The following is a 16108-nucleotide window of genomic DNA, read 5'->3' as shown; positions in this document are numbered from 1 at the left end:
CGACAGGACTTAGTTGCTTAATGCCTGAGCAACAAGATGAATAAAATCAGCTTCATTTTTCACATGCGCCGCATCATTAGCATCTACGGTGTAACCGTATTGATCGGCGATAGCCTGGTATCGAGGTATTCTTGATTTGAATAGTTCAGGAAACACCCAGGTCACAAATTCATCGGGTGGAATACTGGCTGAGGAAGAATATTTTTTCAACGCCATAAACGCTGCTAATTTTTCTTCAAGAAAATCTTCGCGGTAATACAGCGGTTTAGGATCGGTTTTGGCACGTTCGATGATGGTTTGTTCTAACGTAAGCGGTATTTTGATGTAGATGATAAGCGTGTGCTGGGCAAGGGTCTCTAATGCTTCCTGGTCGTCCAGTTCGCACACACTGCCGCCAGCGTCGTTGATAAAGTGTTTGTAACCGTAGATGTCTTCGGCTTTTTCGATAAATTCGGGTACATCTTTCATCGCTGCGACTTCGGCTTGGTGATGCAGTTTTTGACGACGTTTGAATTCTTGCAAGGACAAACCATTCTGGTCGGGATTGCCCAGTTTGCCGAGGAAGCTGGACACTGGAGCAAGGTTGTCCACCGTAAGCTTATTGCTGATATGAATAGAATCGCTCAATAGCAAGTTACGCAGAAATGGCACTTGCATCGCCTCACGCTTGATGTTGTCGAGGATAGGCTCATCCATGTATTTGGTGCCAATGCGGTAATCACCGGAATAATGAAACCATTTCGACTTGGGCAGCTTGTTTGCCAGCGTGGTCTTGCCCGCGCCAGACATCGCCAGCAAGGTTATCCGCTTGGACGGCCAATCCAGAAAGTCCCTGGCACTCATACGCATGATATGTCCTTAATTAATCGAGATAGTCTTCAATATCAACATCATCAAGATTGGGTCGGTGTACATCGGTATCGGTATAGCCAAGGTCGTCACTTTCAATTTCATCGAAAGGTGCGCTCCAGTCTTCCGGGTCTTCGATGTAATCGAAAGTTGAGCCGTACCAACTTTCCATATCGTATTCGCCGATGTCACCATTCAGGTACTGCACTTCAATTGAGTCATTTTCCTCCTCAATGTTAAGGACCTTAAACTTCAGATTGTTTTCTACATCCTTGTACCAAGTGCCAATGATGGGGTCTGCTATGGTTGTCATGATAATTACCTCATTGTTTTTAAACAGGCTTTAGGGGGTGGCATAAATAGAAAGCCCTATTTAGTTTAACTATGTTATCTGGAAGTTAATGGTGGTTTGCCATTACCTCGCCCCAACTAGCCATGCCCGTCTTTCAAAGCGCATTTATGATTTCGTCGCTAATAGTTATAGAGGATGTGCTGCTTTCTTGCAAGAGTTTGCTGTGCTACGATGCTGACCTGTTTAAAATTGAAGCGAGCGTACACAACCATGCAGGAAATATTGATTGGTGGACAGAATGGTATCAAGGTTTTTATGGATGCCGCAATGGGTAACCGGCACGGTATGATTTCTGGTGCTACCGGTACGGGCAAAACCATTACTTTGCAAATTCTGGCAGAAGGTTTTTCAAAAATTGGTGTTCCCGTTTTCCTTGCTGATATTAAGGGTGATTTATCTGGGATTACAGCCGCAGGAAAATCGCACGAAAAAATCACCGAACGCATCAAGCAGATTGGCATTAGCGATTACGAGCAACACGGCAAACCTACGGTGTTTTGGGATATTTTTGCTAAAACCGGACATCCGGTACGTGCCACAATTTCTGATATGGGGCCGCTACTGCTGAGTAATTTGCTGGAATTAAACGATACTCAGACTGGAGTACTGTACAGTTGTTTTAAGTTAGCGGACGACAACGGTCTGTTGTTATTGGATTTAAAAGACCTACGCGCCTTATTGACCTGGGTAGGTAGTCAGGACAAAGCGTTACAAACCGAATATGGCAATATAGCTGCCGCCAGCCTGGGCGCAATCCAGCGCCAATTGCTGGTACTGGAGGAACAAGGCGCAGAACATTTTTTTGGTGAACCCGCGTTACAGCTTGATGATCTTTTCAAAACTGATTTTTCTGGTAATGGCGTTATCAGTGTATTAGATGCAACTGATCTGGTCAGCAAATCGCCGCGCTTGTATGCCACGTTTTTGTTATGGCTACTGGCAGAATTGTTTGAAAACCTGCCTGAAGTTGGCGATGCTGATCGCCCCAAATTAGTCCTGTTTTTTGATGAAGCCCATTTGCTATTCGACCAAGCACCTAAATCGCTGCTCAATAAAATCGAGCAAATCGTTAGGCTAATTCGTTCCAAAGGCGTAGGCGTTTACTTTATCAGCCAAAGTCCTTTGGATGTTCCCGAAGATGTATTGGGGCAATTGGGGCTAAAAATACAACATGCCTTACGCGCTTATACCCCGAAAGATCAGCAAGTTGTTAAAAGTGTTGCTGGAACATTCCGCGCTAATCCCACTATTGATACCGAATCTGCGATCCAGGAATTAAAAACTGGGGAAGCTCTGGTTTCCGTGCTAAATAAAGATGGCAGCCCTGCTCAAGTCGAACGAATCTTGATTCGTCCACCCGAATCCCAAATCGGTCCGATAAGCGAAGAATTACGGGCAGAAATAATGAAAAGATCGCCTTTTCATGGTCGTTATGAGGAGGAAATTGATCGAGAATCGGCTTATGAAATGCTCAAACAGAAGACCGAGCAGCAAAATCAAGAAAAACTGGAAGAACAAGAAGCCAAAAAAGAGAAAAAAGCCGCATCAGGCGGTGACCGCCAACGTCAAACCGTAACAGAAGCATTAATCAAGAACGCTGCTCGCAGTATCGGTACAACGGTAGGGCGGCAGATAATACGCGGCATTATGGGTTCTTTGATGGGGCGGAGATGAGCCGTAGGCGGGTTCTTGTAACCTAAGTAGTAAAAAAATTAGTCCCGTTTGAAAAATAAGTTAAATTGAAGTAGGTTCGGTTAGGAACAAAATAGCGTTTCGCAAGTCGAATCCGGTAGCAATACCAAATGAGATTAGTTGTGCGTATTGCTGTTTTAATGTTCATGAAAACCTTTACCACCGTATTGATGCCAATGCAGCTTTTGGGGTTCTCGATATGTCAACGAGAGCCGCTGCAAAAAAACAGGTATTAACGCGGATATTCATCAACTAAAAGGGGATAATTATGAAAAAGTTAACAATTGTATCCGCAAGTGTTTTGTTGTTATTGAGTTTAAGTGCTTTTGCAGAACCGCATTTGGATCAAGCTATTGAACATACCAACGCAGCAATTGAGCATGGTAAGGCTGGTCATGCTTCGGTGGTATTGGAACATGCCAGACCCGCTCTGGAACATGCTATGGCGGGTGCAGTAGTCGCTAAGGGTGCAGCAAAATCGCACATGGACTATGCCATGACTGATTTGGAAGAAGCAATTAAACACGCCAAAGAAGGGGATGATCATGCAGGTGTTGCAACTAAATACGCTGAAACCGCCCTGGAACATCTAAAAGCCGCTAATAAATAGCCGTATATTTTTAGAAAAACGGGCGATAATCGCCCGTTTTTTTTATCTACTGCCACCTAAATTTCTTGTTAAGCTGCTGATATATAGCAGAACTAATGTTATTGCACACCAGCCTTGATGTGATACCATCCCGCAAGTGGATAGCACCACAAAACAATGGAGAACATCAAGAATGCCTGAAACCCCAGTTCAAACAACACCAGAGACAGACCTCTTGTCCTCAGATTTTCTGTTAGGAAATGTCGGTGCGCCTTTTATTATTGGCGCGGCAGTCGGCTACTTTGCCAAAAAGATGCTAAAAGTCGCCTTGTTTATCGGCGGTGCAGCCATTGTGCTGATGTTCGTCGGTGAATACTACCATGTCATCAATATCAGCGATGTCCAGCTACAAAGTGCCGCTGAAACCGTAGCCCAAGGTGCTAAAGATTCGGGCGGTTTTTTGGTTGACCGCCTTACCCGTATTACCAGCAAAGGTGTGAGTGCTGTCGGTGGGTTTTTTGTTGGGTTTAAGTTTGGTTAGGTAAAAGCCAAATCTAATAATAATCCCAATAAGTTCTGATTGTTACCTTCTCCAAAGGAAAAGGTCAGGATGAGGGAGTTTCTATAACAACTTTTTGGGATTGGTATAACGCAGAAAGGCGTAATTCGTAAGTGCCATTTTGCTTGGGTTGCGCTCGGCGAAATACACTGATGCATTTCGCTTTACCGTGCTGATTGGTCTGCCATCGAAGTATGTGCAAGATTGGGCAGTGCATTCTCCGCCATTTGATTATTGAACTCATCTGGTTCGATTATGGCGCTTTCCCGTAATTGCCGTAATCCTTCCTCAGCAAGTTTTCTATTGACAGGGCTTTCATCGTTACGGGCATCCCGCAAAAGCGGTGCCAGTGCTTCGCTCTTCATAAATATGGCTGCCTGAATAGCTTTGAAACGTACCTTGGCAGAATGATCTAGCAATGCCCTATCTTGCAAGGTTTGTAGGGATGCTTCCAGATCATCGCCCAGTTGCCCCGATTCACCCGTAATTTGCTGTCTTTCTGACAGAGTCGTCACTTCCGTATGCTCTTCGAGTTCAACACCACCGCCGCTTTGTTCAACTGCTACCCAGTCTGGTTCAAGTCGATTGTTTGTGTCATCTTGTTGTTTAACAAGTTCAATCCGGTGTTGCAAAGCTTGGCAGGCCAGATCAGAAAGCAGTTGCTTAGGATCTTGACAGATACTTTCAACTGCTTTTGCCTGCGATTCTGAAAATTCATTCAGGTCATTTGAGGTGAGCAGATGGTTTAAGGTCTCAACGATAGCGTTGGTATTAATGGTGTCATTCGATGCCATTGAAAGCTGATTGTCATTGGTCGAATTATTAGAGGGTGAGTGCGTGAAAGGTTCTTGTTTTAACGTATTAGGTGGATTTTGTTGATCTAGCTGTGAGTCTTTAGCATCAGTTAGATACTGAGCTTTGTGTTGGGCGGTTGGATCAGGCTGGTCATTATCAAGCATGAAATATGCACTAGATAATCCTAGTGCCACAAAGCAGATAAAAAAGCTTTTTTTTGTCATTATAGATACCCGTTTATCCTAATAAGCGAAAGCACCACCCGCAAGCGGGTGATGCGATAGACTTAACTCATTATTTTCTGAATAACTCTGTTCGTGTATAGTCGTTGCGTGTATCGCCAGCGGCAAACTTGGTGCGGGTTTCAACTTCAAGGAAAGTTCCGCCATCTAGGTCGTAAACGCGTTGGGCAGTGACTAACATGGTAGAGAAACCGAAATCGTATTGACCACTCAGTCCTTGAGCTACCGTGGAAGATACACTCTTGCTAAACCGTGAAGCAAGAATATTACCATGATTACAAGGTGTTGGGCTGCAAGCACCAAAGGTGTTGATCCTGAAGCCAGTGAGGACATTATTGGTGACAACAACTTTAACGATGCCACCGGTAGCTGAGTTAACATTAGTCCAAGTTCCTACTAAATTAGTGGTGTTGCTGGGTTGAAGCGCGAAAGCAGACTGGCTTAACGCGGCAAAGAGGAATAATCCAAAAAACGCGGATAGTGATTTTTTCATGTTCATTTTTTTCTCCAAGTTTGTAATATTAATTAAGTTTGACCGAATTATCGTGTCGTGACATAGATTAATAAAAATGAACAACTTAAGAAGTTAACTATTACCTCTTTGCTGTGTATAAAAATACCTTTCACTTGGTTTTCCTGCTGGGTAATCCGTATTTCAGAATCGCTAATAACTGACATCAGACGCTATCTGCTTGAAAACCAGCCAATCCCCCCCATGTCAGTAGTAGTACAAAACTACTCTTTGAGAGGTAAGCCATGCGAATGGACAAATTGACCAGTAAATTTCAGGCGGCGTTAGCCGATGCCCAAAGTCTGGCATTGGGTAAAGACCACCAATTTATCGAACCTGTGCATCTGATGTTGGCATTGCTAGATCAAGAAGGTGGCAGTATCAAGCCACTGCTGTCGCAAATTGGCATTAATGTCCCAGTATTTCGTAGCGAGTTGACTAAGGAACTGGCGCGGATTGCTACGGTAGCAGGTTCGGGCGGTGATGTGCAGATTTCCAATGGGCTGGGGAGATTGCTTAACCTGACCGATAAGCTGGCACAAAAGCGCAATGACCAGTTCATTTCCAGCGAATTGTTCCTGTTGGCTGCACTGGAAGAGAAAGGTTCGCTGCAAGATTTATTCAAAAAACATGGCATCACTAAACAAACCGTGGAGCAAGTCATTGATGCAATGCGTGGCGGTCAAGCAGTGGATGACCCTAATGCCGAAGACCAACGTCAAGCGTTAAAAAAATACACCGTTGATCTTACCGAGCGTGCAGAACAAGGTAAGCTTGATCCCGTTATCGGCAGAGATGACGAAATTCGCCGTACTATTCAAGTCTTACAACGCCGTACCAAAAATAATCCGGTGTTAATCGGCGAACCGGGCGTGGGTAAAACCGCGATTGTTGAAGGCCTCGCGCAACGCATTGTTAACGGCGAAGTGCCAGAAGGCATGAAGCATAAACAAGTGTTGGCGTTGGATATGGCGGCATTGATTGCGGGCGCGAAATTTCGTGGCGAATTTGAAGAACGCCTGAAAGCGGTGCTAAATGATTTAGCCAAACAAGAAGGCCAAGTCATCTTATTTATTGATGAGCTGCATACCATGGTCGGCGCGGGTAAAGCCGAAGGCGCGATGGATGCAGGCAATATGTTGAAACCGGCTCTAGCGCGGGGAGAACTGCACTGCGTAGGCGCGACAACGCTGGATGAATACCGCAAATACGTCGAAAAAGATGCCGCTTTGGAACGCCGTTTCCAGAAGGTCTTGGTCGATCAACCCTCGGTAGAAGACACCATCGCCATCTTACGTGGCTTGAAAGAAAAATACGAAGTGCATCATGGCGTGGATATTACCGACCCTGCGATTGTGGCGGCAGCAACTTTATCCTACCGTTATATAGCCGACCGACAATTGCCTGACAAAGCGATTGATTTGATCGACGAAGCAGCCAGCCGTATTCGTATGGAAATGGATTCCAAACCGGAGGAAATGGATAAGTTCTATCGGCGTTTGATTCAGTTGAAGATCGAACAGGTCGCGCTGAAAAAAGAATCCGATGCCGCCTCCAAAAAACGCTTGGTTATGCTGGAAGAAGACATTAGCGACCTGGAAAAGGAATATTCTGACCTGGAAGAAATCTGGAAAGCAGAAAAAGCGTCCTTGCAGGGTTCGGCATCCATCAAGGAAAAACTTGAACACGCCAGGACTGAACTGGAAGCCGCCAGTCGTGCGAATGACTTGGCGCGTATGTCAGAATTGCAGTACGGTATTATTCCCGCCCTGGAAAAGCAGTTACAAACGGCTGTGCCTGCCGAACACCAAAAGATGACCTTATTGCGGAATAAGGTTACGGAAGAAGAAATTGCCGAGGTCGTTTCAAAATGGACAGGCATCCCCGTAAGCAAAATGCTGGAAGGTGAGCGGGAAAAACTGTTGCACATGGAAGCAGCGCTCAGTAAACGGGTCGTCGGCCAGGAAGAAGCATTGAAAGCGGTCAGTAACGCCATCCGCCGCTCAAGGGCAGGCTTATCAGACCCTAATCGCCCCAATGGTTCGTTCCTGTTCCTGGGGCCAACTGGTGTCGGTAAAACCGAATTATGTAAAACGCTGGCGGAGTTCCTATTCGATACGCCCGACGCTATGGTGCGTATCGACATGTCAGAATTTATGGAAAAGCATTCGGTCGCCCGTTTGATTGGCGCACCTCCCGGCTACGTCGGTTACGAAGAAGGCGGCTACTTGACCGAACTGGTTCGGCGCAAGCCTTATTCCGTCATCCTGATGGACGAGATCGAAAAAGCGCATCCTGATGTATTCAACATATTGTTGCAGGTGCTGGATGATGGGCGATTGACCGATGGTCAAGGCCGGACTGTTGATTTCAGGAATACCGTCATTGTCATGACTTCAAACCTGGGTTCTGACGTGATTCAGGAGTTGGCAGGCGAAGCACAAGAACGTGCGAGTGTGAAGGGAGGCATGACACCAGAAGCGGCTGAAGCCAATTATCAGGCTATGAAAACAGCGGTAATGGAAATCGTTGGCACGCGTTTTCGCCCTGAGTTTATTAACCGGATAGATGAGGCGGTCGTGTTTCATCCCCTGGGTAGGGCGCAGATTCGGACGATTTCCAAGATTCAGATCGAACATTTACACAAACGTTTGCAAGACCGCGAAATAGGTTTCGATATTTCCGATGAAGCCTTGGATTTACTCGGTGAGGCAGGTTTTGATCCAGTCTACGGGGCAAGGCCGATGAAACGCGCAATACAGCAACAACTGGAAAACCCGTTGGCACAAGAAATCCTGGCGGGTAATTTTTTGGCAGGGGATGTCATCAAGGTGACTGTTGAAAATGATGCATTGAAGTTTGTTAAAAACTAAATTATGAAAAACTGGATAGGGGCTTTGTCCCTGTCCAGTTTTTTTGTGTAAGTCAATTTAGCAAATTAATTGGGTTCAATTCGTTCTAACAAATGATAGCCCACTTCCCCTGCCATCTTACTTTTTAACAACTGCCAATTTTCCGGCAATTCATCAAGAAATTTCAGCTTACTCTCTACTTCCACATAAATCTTCGCCTGTTGGCTTAACCAGCCTTTATCTTCTAGCCAGTGGCAGGTTTGTATTGCCAAATCCATTCCAAAAGGCGGATCGAGGAAAACAATATCGAAGGGTTCGGCATCGGTTGCAAGATAGCGGAAGACATCGCTTTGGATGATTTTTATTTGTGTTGCAGCCAGCTTGACGGCATTTTCTTTTAAGGCGCGACAGGCTTCGGGGTTGGTTTCGACTTGGACAACAGATTTTGCACCGCGTGAGGCGGCTTCAAACCCTAACGCGCCGCTTCCAGCGTATAAGTCCAGGCAACGGCTACTGGGGATGTCGTATTGCAACCAGTTGAACAGGGTTTCCCGAACCCTGGCTGGGGTGGGCCTGAGTCCGTGGGCATCGTAAAAGTCGATCTGGCGACTGCGCCATTCGCCGCCAATTATCCTGAGCTTATTTTGCAACGGCAGTGGCTGAGTTGCCTACGGTAACGGTTTGCAATAGCTCGGTATTTACGCGGCGTTTGAAGGCATCTGTGATGGAAGCCACAGTGATTCCTTCCACTTTTTGCCTGAAGGTGTCCAGATAATCCAGGGGCAAATCATAAAAACCGATCATAGCGACATAAGTGGCGAGTTTCTTGTTGGTATCAAACCGCATGGGGAAGCCGCCGATGATATTCTTTTTAGCGGCATCCAGTTCTGTTTGGGTGGGACCTTTGCTGATAAAGTCCTTCAAGGTTGCGTTAAGTACTTCGACCGCTTGTTTGGTTTGGTCGTTGCGGGTTTGCAGGCTGACCGTAAAAGGCCCCGGTTTTAACATGGGCGCAAAGGAGCTGGAGGCACTGTAAGCCAAGCCTCGTTTTTCGCGCACTTCACTAAACAGCTTGGATACCAAGCCGCTACCACCCAGGATGTGATTGCCTACGTATAGGTTGTAGTAGTCGGGGTCTTTACGGTAGCTGCCAGGAAGACCAACAAGGACATGGGTTTGCGTTGAAGGAAATTCAATGTGCTGCTGGCTGGCTTGTGTGGGCATTGCCACATCGGGTAGCGGTTCTGGTTTTTGTCCAGTGGGTAAGCCAGTTAGGAGCCTTTCAGCCGTTTGTTCTGCTTGTTGTTTGGATAAATTGCCGACAATAACGACGATGGCATTGCTAGTCACATAATATTTTTTGTAGAACTGGGCGAGGTCAGATACTTTAAGATTGTTGACTGTTGCCATCACGCCAGAATCGGGGTGTGCATAGGGATGAGTGCCATATAGTTTGTCAGAAAAAGCCAAGCTGGCAACTTCGGCGGGAGATTCTTCCCGTTGTTTGATTGCGGCTAGGGTGCGGTTTTTTTCCCGTAAAAAATCGGCTTTTTTAAACAAAGGCTTAGTCAGGATGACATGCATGGTCTCTAGTGCTTTGTCGAATAAAGCAGGTTCTGTCAGTGTACGCAAGGACAGGGAGGCCGTATCGCTGGAAACACCTGTGCCAAAATTGGCACCAACACTTTCAAAACGCAGGGCAATTTGGTCAGCGTTCCACTGTCCCGCGCCAGTATCCAGTAAGCCGGAAGTCAGTGCGGACAAGCCAAATTGCTGACCATCCCGTGCGCTTCCGGCATCGAAAACAACTTGTATATCGGCCATCGGTAACGCATCAGCTTGGACGAAGTAAACGCGGCTGCCTTGTGATGTTTGCCAATGCTCAATTTTTGCGGTGGCAAAGCTAGCTTGACTAACAATAAGTAATATAAAACCGATTAATTTAAAATTCATTATGCCCCTCCTTTTTTGGCGGTAGTCGTCTTATTGATGGCTTGCGGCTCCAGATAAGCGATATTCAGATGATCTTCTATCAGATATTTAATAGCGACTTCTTGCACTTGTGCAGCAGTCACCTGATTGACTTTAGCGACATATTCATCTGCTTTTTGCCAGCCTAATCCAACGGTTTCTAGCATACCTAGCTGCATGGCTTGATAGAAGTTAGAATCCCGCTCGTAAACCGCACTGGCTAAAACTTGCGCTTTAATGCGTTGCAGTTCTTCATCGCTCACTAGGGTTTTTTGTAGTTTGGTGATTTCCGCCTTTAATGCGGTTTCCATTTGCATCAAGGTTTTACCTTCTGCGGGTGTTGCTTCCAGTTCAAACAAATCCGGCAAGCGTGAAGTCAGTCCATAACCTGCTCCAGCGGCTACGGCAATCTGCTTGCCGCGCACCAAATCTGAACTTAGGCGAGCGCTGCTACCTCCGTCGAGTACACCAGCCAACACTTCCAGCGCGTAGGCTTCCCATTCATGTTCAGCCGATTTCAATACAGGGACTTTATAACCCATGACAATGGAGGGCAGTTTAGCCGGGACTTTCACCGTCATCCTACGTAAGCCGAGTTGCTCGATTTCGTTTTGTGGTTTAAGTGGCTTGATATCGCTGGTCTTGAGTGGAGCAAAATATTTTTCCGACAGCGCAAAAACATCCTCAGCCTTGACATCACCGACAACTACTAAGGTGGCATTGTTTGGTGCGTACCAGCGTTGATACCATTCCTGCAAGTCGGGAACGGTATAGTTGGCAATATCGGCAGGCCAGCCGATGACGGGGTGCTTGTAAGGGCTGTTGCTGTACGCCATCGCATTGAAATGTTCCTGCATTTTGCCCTGGGGATTATCCTCAGTCCGCATACGGCGTTCTTCGGTGACGACCTGGAGTTCTTTTTTCAATTCCTCAGGCAATAAATGCAGGTTACGCATCCGGTCCGCTTCCAATTCCATACTGACTTCCAACTTGTCGGCTGCCATCGTTTGGAAATAAGCGGTGTAATCCTGGCCTGTGAACGCATTTTCATCACCGCCGTTCTCGGCAATAATTCGCGAGAATTCACCGACCGCATGTTTATCCGTACCTTTGAACATCATGTGTTCCAGCATGTGCGAAATGCCAGTGATTCCGCCTGGCTCATAGCTTGAGCCGACTTTATACCAGACTTGAGATACCACAACAGGTGAGCGGTGGTCTTCTTTGACCAGCACCTTCAAACCATTAGCTAATACGTGTTCAGAGACTTTAGGTTCAGCATTAGCAGACAATATTGGCAAACATAACATTGCCGCACAAAGTAATCTTGCGTTCATAACTCCCTCGTTGTTATTGATGTTAGCGCTTCGGACTGTTTGAATAATCATTGGTTCACTGTATGCTATAGCATAACCGAATTGTTGAAACTGTATACCCTGCTTAATCAAGCAATTACATGTTTAGTTCTATAATTAAGTCAACTATTTATGTAAAATGTTGTCTACTGTGTTTTTCTTAACTAGAAATAGCTTGTGCCTGATACCTTAAATAGACCAGATTATTTACCAGACTTCAATAATCCTCCGTTAAATGAGGTTGTTTTAGGCGTTCAGTTTAGTCAACCCAACGGTTATCAACAAATTTTGGCTGGTAAGGTGTGGGATCTGTTTCGTGAGGACTATCCGCTTGTTCAAGAACAGATGCCGCTTCAACCAACTTTCGAAGTCTTTGGATTGCCTTCGCAAGGTACAATTATTAATCACCTAAATTTTGGCGTTGGAAGTTTATTGCATAGCCGATATTGGTTTTTGAACAAGAATGGTGATGAATTAATCCAATTCCAGCAAAATAGGCTTTTGCACAATTGGCGTAAGATCGGCGACCAAGCTAATCAATATCCTCGGTTTGAGTCAATGATTCAACGATTCGAAGGGGAACTAAATAAATTTCAAAACTATGTTAATAGTTTAGAAACTCAAGAACTCCAGATTAACCAATGTGAAATAAGCTATATAAACCATATCGTAGGTATTAATGGAATTACAAACTTTTCAGATTGGCTGAATTTCATTAGCGATGAGAAAATGATGTTAGATGATTTCAATTTACGCTTTAGTGAAGTTATAAACAATAATGATAATAAGCCAATTGGTCGATTAGTTTGTGAGACATCGTTAGGAATTACAAAAGAATCTAACTGTATGATATTGTGTACATTTACAGTTCGAGGTGCGCCCGAAAGCAACACTATTAATTCAGCAATTGAATTCATAAAAAAAGGACGTGATTTAATTGTTTGTCGATTTTCTGAGCTAACTACAGAAAAAGCGCATGAAAAATGGGGTAGGTTAAAATGATTGCTTCCAACACGATCCAATTTCCAAGTAAGGCTTCAAAGAAAATTGAGCCAAGCCCAAGAATTACACTGTCAGAAAAAAATAACGTATGGCAAGAAAAAACCATTAAGCGTCTTGAGGAACTTATTCGGCTAGAAATCGGATGGGATGGCTATCAAGGTATAGCAGTAAGCTTAGAAAATGTTCTATTTACTCTAAATATGCTTGAAAAAATATGTAAATGGAACACTGAAGCCCCGCAAATCGTTCCAGGTTATTCGGGTGACCTTCAGGTCGAGTGGCATACATTAAATGGTGATTTAGAGTTGCATGTTGAAAAGCCAAATAAGGTTAATGCTTGGTTTTGGCACGTTAAGGACGACTCGGAAGGTGAAGAATTACAATTAAAAAATGATTTTTCCAAAGTTGCCGAATGGGTAAAAGCGATTACGGAGTCGCCAGTTGCCGCTGAATCCGCCGCCGCGTGATGCGAATGGGGTTGTCATTCCCCATGACCATGAAGGAATTCTGCCAAACGACGGAATAATTCGAAGGGCATCAAAGCAGCACGTTATTTTTGATCCGAAAATTGAGGGCAATCGTCTTTCTTCTTCACTGTTTGAGCCTTCGTCGGGACACAATGGTGGATTATCTGTAGATTTACAGAGCCAAATAGAAGAAGCTGGTCTTATTGCTACAGATTTTGTAACGAACCCACCTTTTATAGGCTCAATTCGATTTATTGCCTGCCAACTTCGAGAAGAAGGCTTCAAAGTCGGATACGATCCCATTTTAAATCAACCCAACCTTCAAGATAATCCTTACCACGGTGAAGTTTGGGGTAACTTTTCTAAGGCCAAAAAGAAAAGGTTGTTTCAACTTTGTAGCTGGTTTGTTCCTATTGAAAAGGTATCTATCCAGTAAAACTCTCGATACAATACGCCAGTTTAATGACAACCCAAACCACAACCATCCCCTCATCCTGGAAAAGCTACCTAGAACTCTGCAAACCCAACGTAGTGGCGGAAATGCTGTTTACGGCGGTGGTGGGCATGTTGTTGGCGGTTCCTGGGATGCCGCCGTTGGATAAGGTTGTTTACGGCATCGTCGGGATTGCCTTGGCGGCGGCTTCGGCGGCGGCAATTAATCACCTAATCGACCAAAAAATAGACGGCATCCTCAATCCTCATCGGCCTTTGCCCCAGCATTATCTGAAATCATCAGATGTCATTGCTTTTGCTGCGGTATTGGGTGTGACTTCGATGCTGGTGTTGATGTTGAAGGTCAATATGCTAACCGCCGTCCTCACTTTTGTGTCCTTATTCGGTTATGCGATTATTTACACGCTTTGGCTTAAACGGGCTACCCCCCAAAACATCGTCATTGGTGGCGCTTTTGGCGCAACGCCGCCCCTGCTGGGTTGGTGTGCAATTTCCGGCGAAGTCCATCCCTATGCTTTGCTGCTGGTATTGATTATCTTCGTGTGGACACCACCGCATTTTTGGCCGTTGGCTATTGCACGGCAAGAAAAATATGCGTTGGTTAATATTCCCATGCTACCTGTTACCCATGGAGCGGAATTTACCCGTTTGCAGATATTGCTTTACGCCGTGTTGTTGCTCGTTGTCACCTTATTGCCGTATTTGACGGGGATGAGCGGACTGATTTATTTGGTTTCTGCATTGCTGTTAGGGTTCGGATTTATCTACTTTGCCGTGTTGATGATGCGGAATAAAGATGCTAAAACTGCTATGAAAACATTTTGGTTTTCGATCATTTATATAACGCTTCTGTTCGCTGCGCTGTTAATCGACCATTATGTCCGACTGACCTTATGACCTTCTCACACCATCTGCAAACGCCCCATCCTGAGCATCCTTTTGCAGAAACGATAAGGATACTGGGCAAAGGCAAAAAGGGTTCAAGAGCGCTGACACAGGATGAAGCCTATAACGCCATGAAGATGATTCTGGCTGACGAGGTGTTACCTGTGCAATTGGGTGCCTTCTTGATGTTAATGCGCGTTAAGGAAGAAACGCCAGAAGAACTGGCGGGTTTTGTGTTGGCGGCAAGAGAATCTTGTCATTTGGCTGGCGATAGCGCGTTGGTCGATCTGGATTGGGCTACGTATGCAGGTAAAAGACGGCATTTGCCGTGGTTTTTGCTTTCTGCGTTGTTATTGGCCGCAAATGGCATCAAAGTGTTTATGCACGGTTCGCAAGGGCCATCAAGCAGTCGCTTATATACACAAAATGTGTTGGCTTATCTCGGATTGGGAGTTGCAACAACTGTTGAACAAGCCAAAACACAGCTTGCAGAGCAATATTTCAGTTATTTATCTCTGGAGCAAATCTGTCCTAAGCTACATGAGATAATCGAATTACGACCCATTTTAGGTTTGCGTTCGCCCGTGCATACCTTGGTAAAATTGTTAAATCCGTTCAATGCCCAATATAGCATTCAGGGAATTTTTCACCCTTCGTACCGATCAGTACATCAACAAGCTGCCGCCTTGTTACAACAACCTCACGCTGCTGCACTAAAAGGCGAGGGCGGCGAGACTGAACGTAATCCCGATATGGAGTGCTTGGTGCAAAGCGTCCACAACGGTGAATTAATTGATGAAACTTGGCCGGCACTTTTTTCGCATCGGCATGTCAGAGCAGAGAGTTTAGAGCCGCAACTATTGGCTTTGGTTTGGCAAGGCAAAAGCCAGGATGAATTTGCTGAGGCATCGATAATTGGTACGGCGGCGGTCGCCCTGAAATTGCTGGGTAAAGCGGATAGCCAGGAGCAAGCACAAAAATTAGCAACAGACTATTGGCTAGAAAGGGATAAAAAACGGTTTGGATAAGCCGATTTGATTTTGCTGGGTTGTAGTTGTCGATTTTATTTGGGGTTTTTACGCAAATCGCTTATTTTTCGATGAATCTAATATGTTGTGGTTAAAATCAGCCTTTTCCTTAAGGCTGAATAAAAAAGGAAATCATGCGCTTATTACAGATAACCCTCATTGTACTTATTGGTCTTACCGTTTCATTTAATTGCCACGATTCGATTGCGGCTTCATCGGGAACAAAATCCAGCAAAAGCGGTTCACGTCAAGGGCATAAGTCTCATGGTCGAAGCAAAGGAAAAAAAGCCAAGTCCAAAGCGGCTTCCGGCGATGTTTGGGATAGAATCCGCTACGGTTTAAAAATTCCCATTCCTGAACCTTAGCCTTATGGTTCAGAGCAATTAGCACAATTACCACAAAGTGCTGCGCTTAACCGGATCAATCAAACTACCACAGAACAATCAGGTAATAGCGCAAGCAATGAGAAAACGGGGCGTTTGACTTCGGTTATTATTCCTAAAAAA

General features: G+C 45.2%; 17 protein-coding genes. 10 read left to right on the top strand and 7 right to left on the bottom strand.

Annotation, left to right across the window (positions count from 1 at the left end; translation table 11 throughout):
- Window positions 1–9 precede the first annotated feature (9 nt).
- Window positions 10–849, bottom strand: a complete 840-nt coding sequence (locus AC1YY3_RS00665; RefSeq protein ID WP_481823667.1) for an ATPase — start codon at window positions 847–849, stop codon at window positions 10–12.
- A gap of 13 nt (window positions 850–862) precedes the next feature.
- Window positions 863–1162, bottom strand: coding sequence for a DUF6763 family protein (locus tag AC1YY3_RS00660; RefSeq protein WP_482194235.1), 300 nt, complete (start codon window positions 1160–1162; stop codon window positions 863–865).
- Window positions 1163–1411: 249 nt separating this feature from the next.
- Here AC1YY3_RS00660 and AC1YY3_RS00655 point away from each other — a divergent pair, with 249 nt between their 5' ends.
- From AC1YY3_RS00655 to AC1YY3_RS00645, 3 genes are all read left to right on the top strand, one after another.
- Entirely contained in the window at window positions 1412–2875 is a 1464-nt protein-coding gene (locus AC1YY3_RS00655; RefSeq protein ID WP_481823725.1) for a helicase HerA-like domain-containing protein, read from the top strand.
- Between the two features lie 286 nt (window positions 2876–3161).
- Window positions 3162–3503, top strand: coding sequence for a small metal-binding protein SmbP (smbP, locus tag AC1YY3_RS00650; RefSeq protein ID WP_481823669.1), 342 nt, complete (start codon window positions 3162–3164; stop codon window positions 3501–3503).
- A 172-nt stretch (window positions 3504–3675) separates the two neighbouring features.
- The gene (locus AC1YY3_RS00645) at window positions 3676–4023 is read left to right on the top strand and encodes an FUN14 domain-containing protein (RefSeq protein WP_481823670.1); all 348 of its coding nucleotides are present in this window, start codon (window positions 3676–3678) and stop codon (window positions 4021–4023) included.
- Window positions 4024–4205: 182 nt separating this feature from the next.
- Here AC1YY3_RS00645 and AC1YY3_RS00640 read toward each other — a convergent pair whose 3' ends face one another.
- Entirely contained in the window at window positions 4206–5060 is an 855-nt protein-coding gene (locus AC1YY3_RS00640; protein ID WP_482194234.1) for a HEAT repeat domain-containing protein, read from the bottom strand.
- A 70-nt stretch (window positions 5061–5130) separates the two neighbouring features.
- On the bottom strand, window positions 5131–5577 hold the full coding sequence (locus tag AC1YY3_RS00635; RefSeq protein WP_481823672.1) for a hypothetical protein: 447 nt from the start codon (window positions 5575–5577) through the stop codon (window positions 5131–5133).
- Between the two features lie 257 nt (window positions 5578–5834).
- Here AC1YY3_RS00635 and clpB point away from each other — a divergent pair, with 257 nt between their 5' ends.
- Entirely contained in the window at window positions 5835–8462 is a 2628-nt protein-coding gene (gene clpB / locus AC1YY3_RS00630) for an ATP-dependent chaperone ClpB (RefSeq protein WP_481823673.1), read from the top strand.
- A gap of 65 nt (window positions 8463–8527) precedes the next feature.
- On the opposite strand, the gene rsmD is transcribed toward clpB, so the two are convergent.
- Genes rsmD through AC1YY3_RS00615 form a run of 3 tightly spaced genes read right to left on the bottom strand, consistent with a single transcriptional unit; the run spans window position 8528 to window position 11749 of the window.
- Window positions 8528–9091 carry a 16S rRNA (guanine(966)-N(2))-methyltransferase RsmD gene (gene rsmD / locus AC1YY3_RS00625; RefSeq protein WP_481823674.1) on the bottom strand — a complete coding sequence of 188 codons (564 nt, stop codon included), beginning with the start codon at window positions 9089–9091 and terminating at the stop codon, window positions 8528–8530.
- Window positions 9081–10394 (bottom strand): M16 family metallopeptidase, encoded by a 1314-nt coding sequence (locus AC1YY3_RS00620; protein ID WP_481823675.1) that lies wholly within the window; start codon window positions 10392–10394, stop codon window positions 9081–9083. The genes rsmD and AC1YY3_RS00620 overlap by 11 nt, the downstream gene beginning before the upstream one ends.
- Complete coding sequence (locus AC1YY3_RS00615) at window positions 10394–11749, bottom strand: M16 family metallopeptidase (protein ID WP_481823676.1); 1356 nt, start codon at window positions 11747–11749, stop codon at window positions 10394–10396. The genes AC1YY3_RS00620 and AC1YY3_RS00615 overlap by 1 nt, the downstream gene beginning before the upstream one ends.
- A 195-nt stretch (window positions 11750–11944) precedes the next feature.
- Here AC1YY3_RS00615 and AC1YY3_RS00610 point away from each other — a divergent pair, with 195 nt between their 5' ends.
- The 6 genes from AC1YY3_RS00610 to AC1YY3_RS00585 all read left to right on the top strand — a co-directional run bounded on the left by AC1YY3_RS00610 (window position 11945) and on the right by AC1YY3_RS00585 (window position 15967).
- Window positions 11945–12769 carry a TIGR04255 family protein gene (locus tag AC1YY3_RS00610; protein WP_481823677.1) on the top strand — a complete coding sequence of 275 codons (825 nt, stop codon included), beginning with the start codon at window positions 11945–11947 and terminating at the stop codon, window positions 12767–12769.
- Window positions 12766–13236, top strand: a complete 471-nt coding sequence (locus tag AC1YY3_RS00605; RefSeq protein ID WP_481823678.1) for a hypothetical protein — start codon at window positions 12766–12768, stop codon at window positions 13234–13236. Before AC1YY3_RS00610 ends, AC1YY3_RS00605 begins: the two co-directional genes overlap by 4 nt.
- A complete protein-coding gene (locus tag AC1YY3_RS00600) occupies window positions 13211–13672 on the top strand; it encodes a hypothetical protein (protein ID WP_481823679.1) in 462 nt (153 codons plus the stop codon). The genes AC1YY3_RS00605 and AC1YY3_RS00600 overlap by 26 nt, the downstream gene beginning before the upstream one ends.
- Before the next feature lie 26 nt (window positions 13673–13698).
- Window positions 13699–14586: a heme o synthase gene (cyoE, locus tag AC1YY3_RS00595; protein WP_481823680.1), complete on the top strand. Its 888-nt coding sequence runs from the start codon at window positions 13699–13701 to the stop codon at window positions 14584–14586.
- On the top strand, window positions 14583–15602 hold the full coding sequence (locus tag AC1YY3_RS00590) for a glycosyl transferase family protein (protein ID WP_481823681.1): 1020 nt from the start codon (window positions 14583–14585) through the stop codon (window positions 15600–15602). Before cyoE ends, AC1YY3_RS00590 begins: the two co-directional genes overlap by 4 nt.
- 134 nt (window positions 15603–15736) lie before the next feature.
- Window positions 15737–15967 (top strand): hypothetical protein, encoded by a 231-nt coding sequence (locus AC1YY3_RS00585; protein ID WP_481823682.1) that lies wholly within the window; start codon window positions 15737–15739, stop codon window positions 15965–15967.
- The last annotated feature ends 141 nt before the right edge of the window (window positions 15968–16108 follow it).

Source organism: Methyloglobulus sp. (assembly GCF_964779595.1).
The sequence above is the reverse complement of the archived record's forward strand: the minus strand, read 5'-3'. Positions and strand labels throughout refer to the sequence as shown.

What these genes read in the sequence shown, in the direction of transcription:
- AC1YY3_RS00665 (WP_481823667.1), bottom strand. Translation starts at nt 849, where the DNA reads ATGCGTATGAGTGCCAGGGACTTTCTGGATTGGCCGTCCAAGCGGATA.
- AC1YY3_RS00660 (WP_482194235.1), bottom strand. Translation starts at nt 1,162, where the DNA reads ATGACAACCATAGCAGACCCCATCATTGGCACTTGGTACAAGGATGTA.
- AC1YY3_RS00655 (WP_481823725.1), top strand. Translation starts at nt 1,412, where the DNA reads ATGCAGGAAATATTGATTGGTGGACAGAATGGTATCAAGGTTTTTATG.
- smbP (WP_481823669.1), top strand. Translation starts at nt 3,162, where the DNA reads ATGAAAAAGTTAACAATTGTATCCGCAAGTGTTTTGTTGTTATTGAGT.
- AC1YY3_RS00645 (WP_481823670.1), top strand. Translation starts at nt 3,676, where the DNA reads ATGCCTGAAACCCCAGTTCAAACAACACCAGAGACAGACCTCTTGTCC.
- AC1YY3_RS00640 (WP_482194234.1), bottom strand. Translation starts at nt 5,060, where the DNA reads ATGACAAAAAAAAGCTTTTTTATCTGCTTTGTGGCACTAGGATTATCT.
- AC1YY3_RS00635 (WP_481823672.1), bottom strand. Translation starts at nt 5,577, where the DNA reads ATGAACATGAAAAAATCACTATCCGCGTTTTTTGGATTATTCCTCTTT.
- clpB (WP_481823673.1), top strand. Translation starts at nt 5,835, where the DNA reads ATGCGAATGGACAAATTGACCAGTAAATTTCAGGCGGCGTTAGCCGAT.
- AC1YY3_RS00620 (WP_481823675.1), bottom strand. Translation starts at nt 10,394, where the DNA reads ATGAATTTTAAATTAATCGGTTTTATATTACTTATTGTTAGTCAAGCT.
- AC1YY3_RS00615 (WP_481823676.1), bottom strand. Translation starts at nt 11,749, where the DNA reads ATGAACGCAAGATTACTTTGTGCGGCAATGTTATGTTTGCCAATATTG.
- AC1YY3_RS00605 (WP_481823678.1), top strand. Translation starts at nt 12,766, where the DNA reads ATGATTGCTTCCAACACGATCCAATTTCCAAGTAAGGCTTCAAAGAAA.
- cyoE (WP_481823680.1), top strand. Translation starts at nt 13,699, where the DNA reads ATGACAACCCAAACCACAACCATCCCCTCATCCTGGAAAAGCTACCTA.
- AC1YY3_RS00590 (WP_481823681.1), top strand. Translation starts at nt 14,583, where the DNA reads ATGACCTTCTCACACCATCTGCAAACGCCCCATCCTGAGCATCCTTTT.
- AC1YY3_RS00585 (WP_481823682.1), top strand. Translation starts at nt 15,737, where the DNA reads ATGCGCTTATTACAGATAACCCTCATTGTACTTATTGGTCTTACCGTT.